The sequence below is a fragment of the Pseudobacillus wudalianchiensis genome, assembly GCF_001685015.1.
Taxonomy (GTDB): Bacteria; Bacillota; Bacilli; order Bacillales; family Domibacillaceae; genus Pseudobacillus; species Pseudobacillus wudalianchiensis.
This window is the reverse complement of record NZ_MAYT01000023.1, coordinates 167,796-181,187: the sequence shown is the minus strand read 5'-3', so window position 1 is coordinate 181,187 and position 13,392 is coordinate 167,796. Positions and strand designations below refer to the sequence as shown.

13 protein-coding genes and 3 pseudogenes are annotated in these 13,392 nt (G+C 42.2%); 13 read left to right on the top strand and 3 right to left on the bottom strand.

Annotation, left to right across the window (positions count from 1 at the left end; all coding sequences use genetic code 11):
- The first annotated feature begins 2 nt into the window (after positions 1-2).
- The 8 genes and pseudogenes from A8F95_RS11475 to A8F95_RS11445 all read left to right on the top strand — a co-directional run bounded on the left by A8F95_RS11475 (position 3) and on the right by A8F95_RS11445 (position 6,317).
- Positions 3-1,490 carry an aldehyde dehydrogenase family protein gene (locus A8F95_RS11475; RefSeq protein ID WP_065410625.1) on the top strand — a complete coding sequence of 496 codons (1,488 nt, stop codon included), beginning with the start codon at positions 3-5 and terminating at the stop codon, positions 1,488-1,490.
- A 278-nt stretch (positions 1,491-1,768) separates the two neighbouring features.
- Positions 1,769-1,968 (top strand): annotated as a pseudogene (locus tag A8F95_RS11470) (HU family DNA-binding protein).
- Between the two features lie 236 nt (positions 1,969-2,204).
- Positions 2,205-2,351, top strand: a pseudogene (locus A8F95_RS21715) (aspartate aminotransferase family protein); the annotation flags it as partial.
- A 196-nt stretch (positions 2,352-2,547) separates the two neighbouring features.
- The gene (locus tag A8F95_RS11465) at positions 2,548-3,384 is read left to right on the top strand and encodes an STAS domain-containing protein (RefSeq protein WP_065410624.1); all 837 of its coding nucleotides are present in this window, start codon (positions 2,548-2,550) and stop codon (positions 3,382-3,384) included.
- A gap of 59 nt (positions 3,385-3,443) precedes the next feature.
- A complete protein-coding gene (locus A8F95_RS11460; RefSeq protein WP_065410623.1) occupies positions 3,444-4,667 on the top strand; it encodes a YbfB/YjiJ family MFS transporter in 1,224 nt (407 codons plus the stop codon).
- Positions 4,668-4,834: 167 nt separating this feature from the next.
- Positions 4,835-5,230, top strand: a complete 396-nt coding sequence (locus A8F95_RS11455) for a hypothetical protein (RefSeq protein WP_065410622.1) — start codon at positions 4,835-4,837, stop codon at positions 5,228-5,230.
- 235 nt (positions 5,231-5,465) lie between these two features.
- The gene (locus A8F95_RS11450) at positions 5,466-5,831 is read left to right on the top strand and encodes a YidH family protein (protein ID WP_077247331.1); all 366 of its coding nucleotides are present in this window, start codon (positions 5,466-5,468) and stop codon (positions 5,829-5,831) included.
- Between the two features lie 132 nt (positions 5,832-5,963).
- A complete protein-coding gene (locus A8F95_RS11445) occupies positions 5,964-6,317 on the top strand; it encodes a rhodanese-like domain-containing protein (protein ID WP_065410620.1) in 354 nt (117 codons plus the stop codon).
- Between the two features lie 79 nt (positions 6,318-6,396).
- Here the strand turns inward: A8F95_RS11445 and A8F95_RS11440 are convergent, their stop codons facing one another.
- Entirely contained in the window at positions 6,397-6,786 is a 390-nt protein-coding gene (locus tag A8F95_RS11440) for a hypothetical protein (RefSeq protein ID WP_065410619.1), read from the bottom strand.
- Between the two features lie 349 nt (positions 6,787-7,135).
- On the opposite strand from A8F95_RS11440, the gene A8F95_RS23045 reads away from it, so the two are divergent.
- From A8F95_RS23045 to A8F95_RS11420, 5 genes and pseudogenes are all read left to right on the top strand, one after another.
- The gene (locus tag A8F95_RS23045; protein ID WP_245671313.1) at positions 7,136-7,294 is read left to right on the top strand and encodes a hypothetical protein; all 159 of its coding nucleotides are present in this window, start codon (positions 7,136-7,138) and stop codon (positions 7,292-7,294) included.
- Positions 7,295-7,322: 28 nt separating this feature from the next.
- On the top strand, positions 7,323-7,490 hold the full coding sequence (locus A8F95_RS23040) for a hypothetical protein (RefSeq protein WP_245671308.1): 168 nt from the start codon (positions 7,323-7,325) through the stop codon (positions 7,488-7,490).
- Positions 7,491-7,648: 158 nt separating this feature from the next.
- Complete coding sequence (gene glnA, locus A8F95_RS11430) at positions 7,649-8,983, top strand: type I glutamate--ammonia ligase (RefSeq protein WP_065410908.1); 1,335 nt, start codon at positions 7,649-7,651, stop codon at positions 8,981-8,983.
- Between the two features lie 44 nt (positions 8,984-9,027).
- Positions 9,028-10,878 (top strand): asparagine synthase (glutamine-hydrolyzing), encoded by a 1,851-nt coding sequence (gene asnB, locus A8F95_RS11425; RefSeq protein WP_065410617.1) that lies wholly within the window; start codon positions 9,028-9,030, stop codon positions 10,876-10,878.
- Between the two features lie 79 nt (positions 10,879-10,957).
- A pseudogene (locus A8F95_RS11420) lies at positions 10,958-12,085 on the top strand (ammonium transporter).
- Between the two features lie 146 nt (positions 12,086-12,231).
- Here A8F95_RS11420 and A8F95_RS11415 read toward each other — a convergent pair.
- Positions 12,232-12,771, bottom strand: coding sequence for a chromate transporter (locus tag A8F95_RS11415; protein ID WP_077247330.1), 540 nt, complete (start codon positions 12,769-12,771; stop codon positions 12,232-12,234).
- Positions 12,772-12,780: 9 nt separating this feature from the next.
- Positions 12,781-13,374, bottom strand: a complete 594-nt coding sequence (locus tag A8F95_RS11410; RefSeq protein ID WP_065410616.1) for a chromate transporter — start codon at positions 13,372-13,374, stop codon at positions 12,781-12,783.
- Positions 13,375-13,392: the final 18 nt, after the last annotated feature.

Genomic DNA, 13,392 nt, shown 5'->3' with positions numbered 1-13,392 from the left:
GTATGGGTGCTAACTCAGCATATACAATTTATTCTGAACCAATGTATATCGATGGTCAATGGAAAGACAGTGGCAGTGGCAAAACCCGCCAGATTATTAATCCGGCTACAGAAGAAGTAATTGCTGTAGTTTCAGAGGGCGATGCAGAAGATGCAAAGCAAGCAATTGAAGCAGCTAGGAGAGCATTTTATGAAGACGGCTGGCAGGACAGCTCAGCAAGAGAGCGAGCTGTCCTCCTGACTCGCATCGCCGATAAGCTAGAGGAGCGTTTGGAAGAGATAGCGGTAGTAGAGACTTTAAACAATGGAAAGACACTGCGTGAAGCGCGCCATGACGTGTTGGATGCTGCTGACCAATTTCGTTATTACGCAGGACTAGCGACAAAACCGCACGGGCAGATATATGATGTTCCAGATCACATGCAGGCTATGGTCATCGCTGAACCTGTAGGGGTGGTTAGTCAAATTGTTCCATGGAATTATCCATTGGTAATGGCAACACAAAAAATGGCTCCTGCTCTGGCAGCTGGCTGTACGGTAGTCATTAAGCCAGCTGAACAAACACCACTTTCCGTTATCAAATTGTTTGAAATTATCGGTGAAGCAGGGTTTCCCCCTGGAGTGGTAAATCTCGTACTTGGGGCGGGGCAAACAGTGGGAGAAGAACTGGCCAGTAATCCATCGGTAGATAAAGTCTCTTTTACGGGCGGATCAAAAACCGGAAAACTTATTATGAAAGCCGCGGCTGATTCTATAAAAAAGATTGGTCTTGAATTAGGAGGAAAGTCACCTAATATCGTCTTTGCTGATGCAGACTTTGAGACAGCGCTTGATTATGCCTTATATGCTATATTCGCCAACCAGGGGCAGGTTTGTTCTGCAGGATCTCGATTATTACTAGATGAAGCACTTTACGATCGGTTTGTTCCCGCTTTGGTGAAAAAGGCGCAAGATATAAGGGTTGGATCTGGAAAAGAACCAGAAACAGTTATGGGGCCATTAATTACAGAAGAGCATCTACAACGAGTATTAGAATACATTGAAATTGGAAAACAAGAGGGAGCGACTCTATTATGTGGAGGGAACCGTATTAATAGAAGAGGGTACTTCCTTGAACCTACCATTTTTACTGACACGACTCCAGACATGCGTATTGTCAAGGAAGAAATTTTCGGACCAGTCCTCGTGATCCAGACGTTTAAAACGGAAGAAGAAGCAGTTAAACTGGCGAATGATACACCATATGGTTTAGCGGGAGCTGTATTTACATCCGATGCTGCCAGAGCTATGCGAGTTATACGCAAGCTCCGTGCTGGGATCACTTGGATTAATACTTATCATGCAACTTATAATGAAGCACCTTGGGGAGGATATAAACAAAGCGGAATAGGAAGAGAATTAGGGACTTATGGATTCTCCGAATATTTGGAAGTGAAACAGGTCAATATCAATCTTGATGTGAAGCCAAGTGGCTGGATCAATGGAAACTAACGATGAACTCACTTGCCTCTAAGGAAAATAAATAGTTTGTTACCTACAGGAAGGCTATATGGCAGTTGTCGCATTGAATACAATGGGAACGATGAGCATAGCCGTAAGAAAGAGCTTAGTGGAAAGTGAAATAGAAATTATTTTAGGAGATACAAGCATATAGGAATAACCTGTCATAACATCTGCCATTGAGCAGATGTTTTTAACAGAGTAAGGAATAATTAGTGAATGTTGTTGGGGAGAAAGCTGAATTAAGCAAACAGGATGCTACTAAAGCATTGAATGTGTTATTTGAAACGATTTCTAATAAGCTTGCTAAGGAAGAAAAAACCCAGTTGTTGGGCTTGGAACGTTTGAGGTCCGTGGACGTGCAGCCCGAACAGGCCGCAACCCACAAACTGGAGAAGAGATACGGGTTGCTGCTCCTAAAGTTCCTGCTTTTAAACCAGGCAAAGAGCTAAAAGAAGCTGTTAAGTAAGCTGTATCTATGGCTGTCTTAAAAAAGGTTCTAAGGATTACTCCTTAGAGCTGATCTTCATTCACTTACGGTGATTAGTTAGTCTATGTTGTGATTTATTTGCTGTACACAATTTGTTCCGAAACATAGAAGGGGTCTTAGGAAAAATTTTTATTCCATATTTCGTAGAACTTGTTATTCGATTGGACCATAATAAATAGCAGATCCTTTTTGCTCGTGTAAGACACACGAATTATAAGGAGAAAAAACTGATTATCGGCAAGAATGGTGACACCGTAGCTGGTTACAATAATATACTACAGCTCGCACCTCCATTGAGCATTACAGAAGAAGACTTTAACTTTATCGTACAAACAGTAAAAGAGTGCCTGCGTTCGCTGTAAGCACGCAAGAAGGCTGTGTTGGAGATGCCAACACAGCCTTTTTTGATGAAAGAAGATTGGAGGTCTTTTTTAACAATTTAGACAATTGTTATGGTACACTAATGAGAGAATTCCTCGAAATTCATATCGCTAAGAACTGAATGAGAAGCGCAAAAACAGCGTTTAATGAAAGTTTGCAGCTTTTGGAGGCAGAAAAATGAAAAATGAGCTTCAACTTCTAGGAAAGAAAATTATCGAAAAGAAAGTTCAACTCGCTGAAGAGATACATAATGAAAGGCTGAAGGGAATAAGTGCAAGAGAGAAAGAACAATTAGCCGTTGTGGAAGCGGGAATTTTGGAAATGAGAGCTGAATTCATTCATTTGTTTGGTGAAGCTCTTCTTAAACATGCTAATGAAGAGTTTGTACATGAAAGTATCGCCAAATGGGGAAAAGAAACAGGCGAAGCAATTTTTCAGCTAGGTGTTCCGCTTGATGAGGCGTTAAAGGATACCCGGTTTTATCGGATGTTTATCTGGAAGGCGATCAGAGAAGAAGTGAAAAAAACTGAGATGACGATAGATACTGTTTTCGATGCCAGTTCTATCATCGACGCTCTCTTGGACGAAGCGGTTTACTACTTCAGTTTAACGTTTGTGGAATTTCATGAGCGCATGCTAAATGAAGCCAAAAAGGCCTTCATCGAAGTATCAGCACCTGTTGTTCCTGTAACGAAAGAGATTGCCATTCTTCCATTGATTGGAAATGTTGATGCAGAGCGTGCGCAGTTCTTAATGGAGACTACATTAACTTCAGCAAAAAAATTACAACTATCTCACCTCATATTAGACTTATCGGGCGTTCTAACTGTCGATACGATGGTGGCCGATCAGATTTTTAAAGTGGTCAACGCTTTAAAGCTTCTCGGGGTAGAAACAATCATAACCGGTATACAGCCAGAAATTTCTCATACACTCGTGTCAATTGGAATTGATTTCAAATCTATTCAAACAAAAGCAACGCTGCAGCAAGCGTTGGAGGATTTATACGATTGATGTTTAACTATCCAAGCTAGCTTGAAAATAAAGGGGAGCAACAGCGGAGGAGGGAGTGTATGGGACAAGAGCAGCCAATATGGAAATATGCTTTTACATGCGTGATGGTAACGATTAGTACGCTTGGATTTGGCCGCATGTCTTATGGCATTTTAATGCCGTTTATGAAAGAGGACTTGGCACTTACATACGAACAAGCGGGCGTACTTGGTACAGCCACCTCGGTGGGATATTTAGGCCTCGTCCTGTTTGCTGGTATTATGGCAGCGAGATGGGGATCAAAACGATTAGTCGTCATTGGCACATTGCTTGTTGCCGCGGGTCTATTTTACTTATCTTTTGTACAAAGTTTTCTTTCTTGCATGCTGGGGATGATTCTTCTTGGTATCGGCACCGCTTTTACGTATACTCCGCTTGTTAATATCGTCGTCGGCTGGTTTCCAAAACAGCGCGGAATGATGATTGGCTTTCTCGTCAGTGGCCTTGGATTAGGTACATTGATTTCAAGCGCATTGATTCCATTTTTTACTGATTGGTTTTCTTTAAACGGCTGGCGCTATCTCTGGGTTGTATATGGAGCACTCTCCTTATTGTCTGCCCTTACCGCCCATTTAGTGCTGCATGATCCGCCCGTTCCTGCCCGCAAAAATATGGAGGAGCGAGAATCATTATTTCAAGAAGTTTATTTGCATAAACGAGTCCTGCTTGTCGCCCTTATCTATGGGCTGATCGGCTTCGCCTACTTAATCCCTCAAAGCTTCTTATTCAGCTTTATGTTAGAGTCCCACATCACACGTTATGCAGCTGGACAAATTATGGCGTTTGGAGGCTTGTTGTCTATTTTCAGCGGACCGCTGTGGGGGACTATTTCAGACCGGATTGGCCGGAAGAAGTCCTTGCTGATTACCCTTTTTATTGGAGCCATTTCAATGGCTATACCTATTGTATTCCCGGTGAATGCAGGGTTTATCGCTAGCCAGCTTCTTTGGGGAATCACGGTCGTTGGCATGCTGTCACTCATTCAAGCTTTATCGACAGAGCAAATTCATCCATCCTATGCCCCTATTGCCTTAGGGTATGTGACGGTATACTTTGCTTCTGGACAATTGCTTGGACCGGGCCTTGGAGGATGGATGATTGACCACGTTGGTGGAATCCCTTCCTCTTTTATGCTTTGTAGTCTTTTGTTGCTTTTAGCTTTCGGCCTATCGACACAGCTGCACAAGCAAGCGGCAGCAGAGCAGTTAGTATTGCAAAAGGAACATCATACGACGGACGGTTAAATAAGAAAAAATGTGAAACATAACTAGAGGTGGATAGAGAAACCCGCGCAGCAGTCTCTTTTTCTGCCTTTTGACCTAATTCAATATAGAGCAAAAGGTATGTAGAGTTCTAGCAGGAATGTTTCTCTTTTTGTCGAAATATATGAAGAACAAAGGAGGAAGCAAAAATGGAAACATTAACAGAAAGAGAACAAGTCATCCTTGCTTATTATGTTCAATATTATCTTGGGAATGATCCCAACCATATAGCTGAACTTCATAAACTAATGATGGAGGGAATGCCTTCTTATCCAGCACGAATGGAGCAGTTAACAAAAGAAGGGCTGCTCAATGGTACAGAGGTTATTCCTTCGGCTCCAATAGAGAACGGCGGAGACAAAATCACGCAGCCGATGATTACGAACAAGGGCATACTTTATATTGACAATATTTTAAATATCCAGTCTTACGCGGTTGAAGGGAATAAGCTATCTTATATAAAGAATAGTTTATTAACGAATAACCTGCAGTTGTCCGTTGATGCTATTTCTGCCTATGTTAAAACAGCAGTTGGCATTGAATAAACAGCAGTAAGAAAGCTTTTCGAAAAGTGAGTGAATCAGCTCATTTTAGAAGAGCTTTTTTTATGTCCAAAATGATTATTTGTTCTGTGCGTTTTTTGGTGGAATGCCGTCTTTTTATTTAGAAGGAATAGGAAAGAGTAAGCAGAGAATTTGCGCGTTATGTTCTTATGTGTAAAATGAGGGTAGAAAAAAAGGGGGAAGATACTAAGGAAGCCCAAGAACGAGAGGTACGATAATGAAAAAAGAAAAAGTAGATGAATCCAAATACATTCAACAGCACTTAGCAAATGAACGAACTTTTCTTGCATGGCTGCGCACGGGTATTGCTGTGGTGGGGATCGGTTTTTTAGCGGTAACGCTGCATTTTAATTACGGGTCAAAGGTTAGTGAAGTAACGGACAAAATCTCCTTGCTGATGATGATCTTTGCTCTGATTGTCGGTCTTTCCATTTTAGTTACGGGGGCGATTAGCTATTTTGTGAAGCGAAGAGAAATCAATGAAACGTCTTTTCGATCATCGGCTATCATGATTGCAGTTGTCACGATCGCTGTCAGTGTATTGGTCTTACTGCTGGGAGTTTATTTTATCTTAGTGTTATAAGAGATTGTTAGAAGAAAACCTTCCAAAAAAATATTGACTGGGCAATGAATTTGATTTAATATACACAAGGGGGTATGTTAGATTTATAGCCAATATGCCTTGGACATCTATTTGATTTAGTTGGAGGGAACTATGTTTATTCTTTTAGGCGTGATCGTACTGTTGATATTGCCTATGTTATATAAGCGTTACGTACCGGTTGTCGGAACAGAAGAGATTCAGGGGTGCCATAATAACGAGAATGTCTCATTGGTTGATGTTCGCGATTTTCATGAAGCCAGCCGAAATCCGGTTTCGTCTGCCGTTCATATTCCTTTGCCTTACTTGGCGAGACAGCATAACGAAATTTCTAATAAAGAAGTCATTGTGATCGTATCCGATAAAGTACTGCTTAATTTAAGCGTCCGTCAGTTAAAAAAATACGGCTTTGACGTAAAAGGGTACTGTTGCAAAAAGAATACCATTTACTCACCGTTATCAATATAAAATAACTTATATTGAAAGGGTTCTTTGACTGCTGGGATGCATAATCGATAAATTTAAATAGAAAAAAGATAAAGCAGGCTCATTGTGCTAATGAGCCTGCTTTATTATTTTTTAAACGAATGGTTTGAGAAATAGAAGGGATAGGGGTGTTTAAAGATGGCCGATCTTTATACGAGCGATAGGAGATGAGTTCCCCATTCTGATTAGTGACATCCAGTTGCAGGAGATAAGAACCCCTTTTCTCCATGTAGTAGGAGACCTCCTTATCCTCTAATGTATAGAAGATGAACGTTGTTCCTAGCCATGTTGTAGCCGCCATTTTCGTGTCAGGATGGGTTGAAATATACTCATCTAGTTTAGCGATAGAGGTAGAAGGCGGATTAGCCAACTCTATTGCTTTTTCTTTCACATAATCTGCCGCCTGGCTAAACGTATCCTTCACTTTTTCAACCAATTTATTTTTTTTCATATGCGATAACCTCCTCACTTTTTATCCTTATTCCCGTTTTCCTAATAGATTATCAGAAAAATTTTTCTGTTTATTTATTGAATCGAAGTATTTGCTGAAATTCAACGCTAACATGTCAAAATTATAGGCTCTATCTGAAGTGAGAGGTCTTTTTTAATCATTTAAAATGTTTTGTAGAAAACGCTTTCGGTTAATTGTTCTCAAAAATAGATTATTTAAATCCAAACAATATATTGTTTGGATTAATTCTTGAATCATACAATAACTAGCAAGAGGACACCCAATATTTTTAATGGCTGCTTGAAATAATTTAGCTAAAAAGAAAATAAAATACTAAACAGCAGAAAGGATGAAGGGGACCATGCTCCCGCAAAAACAAGGACTTTATGATCCAACCTTTGAACGTGGTGCGTGCGGCACCGGATTTGTTGCCCGTGTTAAAGGAGCAGCTTCCCGCAGTGTTGTTAAACAAGGTTTATCTGAATCATCGTGGCGGCCAGGGAAGTGATCTGCTTACAGGAGATGGAGCCGGGGTCATGGTTCAGCTTCCTCATCAATTTTTTCAAACAGCTTGTTCACAACTGAGCATACCATGCAAAGAGGAGTATGGTGTTGAAATACTCTCTTTGCCGCAAGAGACTCAGAAGCAGAGATTACACAAAAGCACATTGAATGACAGGACTGCTGATGAGAGAAGGATTTGATTGGCCGGCGCAGTTTGTGTTCATTGCAGCTGGTGATGTGTGCAGAGGCCAAAGTTTGGTCGTTTGGGCCGTCTAGGAAGAGGGTAGTGCCGTCCGGAAATGTTTATGAAGAAGGAATCACTATTATAAATAAAAAACAATGGGAGGGAGAGGAGAGTATGACGCAGTTTAATAAAGAAGAGATTTTTAGATTAGTTCGGGAAGAGAATGTGAGATTTATCCGGCTGCAATTTACGGATATTTTAGGAACGATTAAAAACGTTGAGATCCCGGCATCACAACTGGAGAAAGCGTTGAGCAATAAGATGATGTTTGATGGTTCCTCTATTGAGGGGTTTGTCCGGATTGAAGAGTCAGATATGTACTTGTATCCAGATCTAGATACATTCGTGATTTTCCCTTGGACGGCCGAAAAAGGAAAAGTTGCCAGATTTATTTGTGATATTTATCATCCAGATGGCACGCCTTTTGAAGGAGACCCTCGCAGTAATTTGAAGAGAATGTTAAATGAAATGAAGGAATTAGGATTCACGAATTTCAATGTTGGGCCTGAACCGGCATTCTTTCTATTTAAGCTGAATGAAAAAGGAGAGCCGACACTTGAATTAAACGATAGTGGCGGTTACTTTGATCTTGCTCCTACAGATCTAGGTGAAAACTGCCGGCGTGACATCGTATTGGAATTAGAAGAAATGGGATTTGAAATTGAAGCTTCTCATCATGAGGTAGCACCTGGTCAGCACGAAATTGATTTTAAATATACAGATGCTGTGAAAGCATGCGATGACATCCAAACATTTAAACTAGTCGTGAAAACAATTGCTCGTAAGCACGGCCTGCATGCGACCTTTATGCCAAAACCGCTGTTCGGCGTGAACGGCTCCGGTATGCATTGTAACTTGTCCTTATTCAGGGATGGGGAGAATGTTTTTTATGACAAAGATGGAGATCTGGAGCTGAGTGATACGGCTAGACAGTTTGTAGCCGGTATTTTGAAGCATGCTCCGAACTTCACTGCGATTACCAATCCGACAGTGAATTCATATAAAAGGTTAGTTCCAGGATACGAAGCTCCTTGTTATGTAGCTTGGTCAGCGAGAAACAGAAGTCCCCTGATCCGCATTCCGGCTTCTCGAGGGATGAGTACACGAGTGGAGGTGCGTAGTGTGGATCCTTCGGCTAATCCATATATGGCGATGGCTGTCCAGCTCGCTGCCGGATTGGATGGCATTAAAAATCAATTAACACCGCCGAAAGCGGTCGATCAAAATATTTACGTCATGTCTAAACAAGAGCGGGAGGACAACAGCATCGTTGATTTGCCAGCTACTCTTGCTCAGGCGATCAAAAATTTTCAAGGAGATGAAGTCATGACACGGGCTTTAGGCCCTCACTTGTGTGAACGTTTTATTGAAGCGAAAATAATTGAATGGGATTTATTCCGCACGCAAGTTCATCCGTGGGAGCGTGAGCAGTATATTACGCAATATTAAAACGGGGATTGTTTTAAAAATTTAATAGAAAAGAGTGATGACGAGTGTGCGGAATAACAGGGTGGATTGATTGGCAGCAGGATTTGACAACTCAGGCATTCATCGTGGAAAAAATGGCGCATACATTAGCGAGACGCGGTCCAGATGCTTCAAATGTATGGAGCAGCCGTCACGTGTCTTTTGGTCACACTCGACTCATTGTTGTAGATCCGGCTGGCGGAACCCAGCCGATGGCAAAAGAAGTAAATAAGCAGACTTATACGATTGTGTATAATGGAGAGCTTTATAACACGGAAGATCTTCGCAAAGAGTTAGTAAAGGCAGGGCATGTTTTTCGTTCTCATTCTGACACGGAAGTCTTGTTGACAGCTTATATAGAATGGGGAGAGAAATGTGTAGACTATCTAAATGGGATTTTTGCCTTTGCGGTTTGGGATGAGAGGAAAGAACAGCTTTTTATCGCAAGAGACCGTCTTGGCGTTAAACCGCTTTTCTACAAGGAAGGAAATAGATCCATTTTATTTGCTTCTGAATTAAAAGCTATTCTATCTCATCCTAAGGTGAAGAGGGAGGTAGGAAGAGAAGGGCTCCAAGAAGTATTTGGATTAGGGCCGTCTCACACTCCGGGCCATGGAGTTTTCCGGGGGATCAACGAGCTTAGGCCGGCTCATGCACTTACCTACTCCCGGAGTGGATTGAAAATTTGGAGATATTGGAATGTGAAGAGTAAGAAACATAATCACTCACTAGAGGAAACTGTGGAACAAGTCAGATTTCTTATGAAGGATGCAGTTGAACGGCAAGTGACAGCTGATGTGCCGGTCTGCACGTTTTTATCGGGAGGAGTCGATTCGAGCGCGATCAGCCAGTTTGCATCTGATTTTTTTAAAGAAAAAGGCCATGGACCGCTTCATACGTACTCTATTGATTATGTCCATAATAATCAATACTTCCAAGCAAGCACTTTCCAGCCTGATGAAGATAGACCGTGGATCGAAAAGATGCAGCAGCATTTAGGAACGGTCCATCATGCGGCTATTATTCAAAACGATGAGCTGGCCGATTACTTAAAGGAAGCTGTAAAAGTGAGAGATTTGCCGGGAATGGCAGATGTTGACTCTTCCTTGTTGTGGTTTTGCGAACAGATTAAACCTCACTTTACCGTCGCTTTATCTGGCGAGTGTGCAGATGAAATTTTTGGGGGCTATCCGTGGTTTTATCGAGAAGAGCTGTTAAAGGATGAAAGTTTTCCTTGGATGAAATCTCAAGAGGAAAGACAGCAATTGCTTCTTCCGCACTGGCAGCAGCGGCTCGATCTCGCAGCATATGTACGAGACCGATACGAAGGGACTGTCCGGGAAACACCTCAATTAGATGGGGAAAGCCCGTTGGAAGCGCGTCGCCGGGAAATGTTTTATTTGAATATGATTTGGTTTATGACGACATTGCTTGAGCGCAAAGATCGAATGAGTATGGGAGCGAGCTTGGAGGTGAGAGTTCCATTTGCTGATCATCGGATTGTGGAGTACGCCTGGAATATCCCATGGGACATGAAAATGCTCCATGGAAGGGAAAAAGGAATTTTGCGTCAGGCTCTGGAAGGAGTTTTGCCTCATGATGTGCTTTACCGAAAAAAAAGTCCTTATCCCAAAACCTATCATCCAGCCTATACCGTAAGAGTAAAGAAACAGTTAACGAACATTATGAACAATCCCTCATCTCCTATTCTTGAGTTACTCTCCAAAACAAAAGTAACAGATATTATTCGCTCAAATGGCTCTTCCTTTAAAGTGCCTTGGTTTGGCCAGCTTATGACAGGTGTGCAGCTTATTGCCCATCTTGTACAGATCAATGAATGGTTCGAACAGTACAACATTAATATTCTAGATAACTAAACATCAGGGGTGAGTTCCCACTGCGTTACTATAAGGTCGCAGTGGTGAACTGGCCTGCAATAAAAGTGGAGGAATGCAAATGGATGATTTGTATTTATTAAATAGTATATGGATTATGGTAGGGACAATTTTGGTGGTTTTAATGCAAGGTGGCTTTATCTTGCTGGAGGCTGGGTCAACACGAATGAAAAATGCCGGGCATATTGCTGGAAAGACGGTTTTTACGTTTGGGATTGCTTCGATCGTGTTTTGGGCGGCGGGTTACGGCTTTATCTTTGGAGACAACGCTAACTTTTTTGTTAGGTTATCTGAGTTTTTCTATTCTAGTGATAAAGTAGAAGAGACAAGCTACTCAGCTGCTGTGTTTTTCATGTGTCAGCTGGCATTTGCAGGAATCTCCCTAACTATTGCTTTCGGAGGATTCGCCGAGCGGGCCAAATTTTCAGTTTATCTTGTTTTTGCTCTTATTTTTTCAGCGATTATTTATCCTGTCATAGCCCATTGGATATGGGGAGGGGGCTGGCTGCTCATGACAAGCAGGACTTTGCGGGTTCTACAGTCGTTCACTTAACGGGAGCGATGGCGGCTTTTGCAGCTACTATTCTCTTGAAGCCAAGGGTGGGTAAGTACAATAAAGATGGCACCGCAAATAATTTATCTGGTCATAATCAAGTATTCACCGCTCTAGGGGTATTGATTTTATGGGTGGGCTGGTTCGGATTTAATGCGGGAAGTACGTTAGGGGTGGGAGATGGTTTTTTTGGTTTGTTGCTTTAAATACGAATGTGGCTGCGGCAGCTGGAACGTTTAGTGCGTTAACCATTTCTTGGGTTGTATGCGGGAAGGCTGATGTACCGACCATGTTAAACGGAGCACTGGCCGGGCTTGTTGCTATAACAGCATCCTGTGCTTTTGTAGAAAAGTGGGCTGCGGCCTAGTAGCTGGAGTCATTGTGTTTTATAGCGTGAAATTTTTTGAGAGGATAAAAGTGGATGACCCCATCTTTGCGCTCTCTGTTCATGGAATGGCCGGTGTGTGGGGGACGCTATCAACTGGTTTATTCGCTGCTTTAGTTATTATGAAAAAATTAATGAACGGACTACGGGTAACGGTAGAAGAAGAGCTGGTGGGTCTGGACTTAAGTGAGCATGGCAGCTGTGGATATCCTGAAGCGTTCGCAGCGAAAGAACAAAGGATAGTGAAGTAACTCTGTTTCCTTTATAAATAAAAAGGTGTGCAGATAGACCTCTTTTATTTAGTGTACGGGTCATTAACACGACGGTGCGACAGGTGTGTTGTCGTTCATCCGCTAAGTATTATGCAGAACGGCTAGCGAGGGAGCCATTACTGCTGCTAGGTATACAGGGCCACTCCAGCTAGACCGGAAAGAATAATGACAACTGCTGGGTGTAAGTGGAATTTCGTTAATGCCAGCAACGAAAAAATAAATATTAGTAAAAGGCTGAATGATTCGTTAGATAAGGTGGTAACCATGCCGCTGGAAAAGGCAAATTTAATGGCTGCATATACAATCAAGCTAACGATAATTGGGCGAAGCCCGTAAAAAGCGGACTGGACGATAGGGTTTTTGTTTGCCCGGTAAAAGAAAACAGCCAAAATTAGAATAACAATAAGTGAAGGCAAAATGACACCTGCTGTCGAAGCAACGGCACCGGCAAAGCCGGCTGTTTGATAGCCAACGAAAACAGCGCAATTTGTAGCGATTGGTCCAGGTGACATGCCGGCAATGCCGATAATGTCAGTAAACTCCTCGGTCGTCATCCATTGATGAGCGGTCACTTCCATCTCAATGATCGGGATTGTTGCATATCCTCCTCCAAATGAAATAAACCCAATAATAAAAAAGGTCTTAAATAGTTCGAGTAACATCATGAACTGTGCTCACCCCACTTTTTGCTTGAGTCCATCAAGCTTTGTTTTGTAGCCAAGCCATGTTCTAATTTTAACGAGACAAATCCCGGCAGCAATTCCTCCAAGAATCATCACAACAGGATGAATATGAAGGAAAAATAACAGAAGAACAGCGATACTAGCGATCACAAGTGTTGTTTTGTCAATAATCGCTGTTGGGGCAAGTTTATAAGCGGCTAAGCAGATTAGAGCCACAACAGCTGGGCCAATGCCATGAAAGGCTGCTTCAATCTTCGGGTTATCGTTGAAATAAAGATAGAAAATACTGAGCCCCACCACAATGAGAAAGGTAGGGAGCAGGATGCCGATCATAGCTGCGATGGCCCCGCTGACACCAGCGATTCGGTAACCTACAAAAGTAGCTGAGTTAATCGCCATCGCACCGGGAGCAGAACCTGCCAGCGCTACGACATCCGTTATATCATTTGTTTGCATCCACTTCTTCTTAGTCACTACCTCTTTTTCAATGAGAGGGATCATCGCATAGCCACCCCCGAACGTAACGGGGCCGATCTTAAAAAAGGTGAAAAATATCTCCGCCAACAGCTTCCACTTTTTATTCATTTGAACACCTCTTTGTGT

Coding starts and splice junctions, on each gene's coding strand:
- A8F95_RS11475 (WP_065410625.1), top strand. CDS start 3: ATGGGTGCTAACTCAGCATATACAATTTATTCTGAACCAATGTATATC.
- A8F95_RS11465 (WP_065410624.1), top strand. CDS start 2,548: ATGAAAAATGAGCTTCAACTTCTAGGAAAGAAAATTATCGAAAAGAAA.
- A8F95_RS11460 (WP_065410623.1), top strand. CDS start 3,444: ATGGGACAAGAGCAGCCAATATGGAAATATGCTTTTACATGCGTGATG.
- A8F95_RS11455 (WP_065410622.1), top strand. CDS start 4,835: ATGGAAACATTAACAGAAAGAGAACAAGTCATCCTTGCTTATTATGTT.
- A8F95_RS11450 (WP_077247331.1), top strand. CDS start 5,466: ATGAAAAAAGAAAAAGTAGATGAATCCAAATACATTCAACAGCACTTA.
- A8F95_RS11445 (WP_065410620.1), top strand. CDS start 5,964: ATGTTTATTCTTTTAGGCGTGATCGTACTGTTGATATTGCCTATGTTA.
- A8F95_RS11440 (WP_065410619.1), bottom strand. CDS start 6,786: ATGAAAAAAAATAAATTGGTTGAAAAAGTGAAGGATACGTTTAGCCAG.
- A8F95_RS23045 (WP_245671313.1), top strand. CDS start 7,136: ATGAAGGGGACCATGCTCCCGCAAAAACAAGGACTTTATGATCCAACC.
- A8F95_RS23040 (WP_245671308.1), top strand. CDS start 7,323: ATGGTTCAGCTTCCTCATCAATTTTTTCAAACAGCTTGTTCACAACTG.
- glnA (WP_065410908.1), top strand. CDS start 7,649: ATGACGCAGTTTAATAAAGAAGAGATTTTTAGATTAGTTCGGGAAGAG.
- A8F95_RS11415 (WP_077247330.1), bottom strand. CDS start 12,771: ATGATGTTACTCGAACTATTTAAGACCTTTTTTATTATTGGGTTTATT.
- A8F95_RS11410 (WP_065410616.1), bottom strand. CDS start 13,374: ATGAATAAAAAGTGGAAGCTGTTGGCGGAGATATTTTTCACCTTTTTT.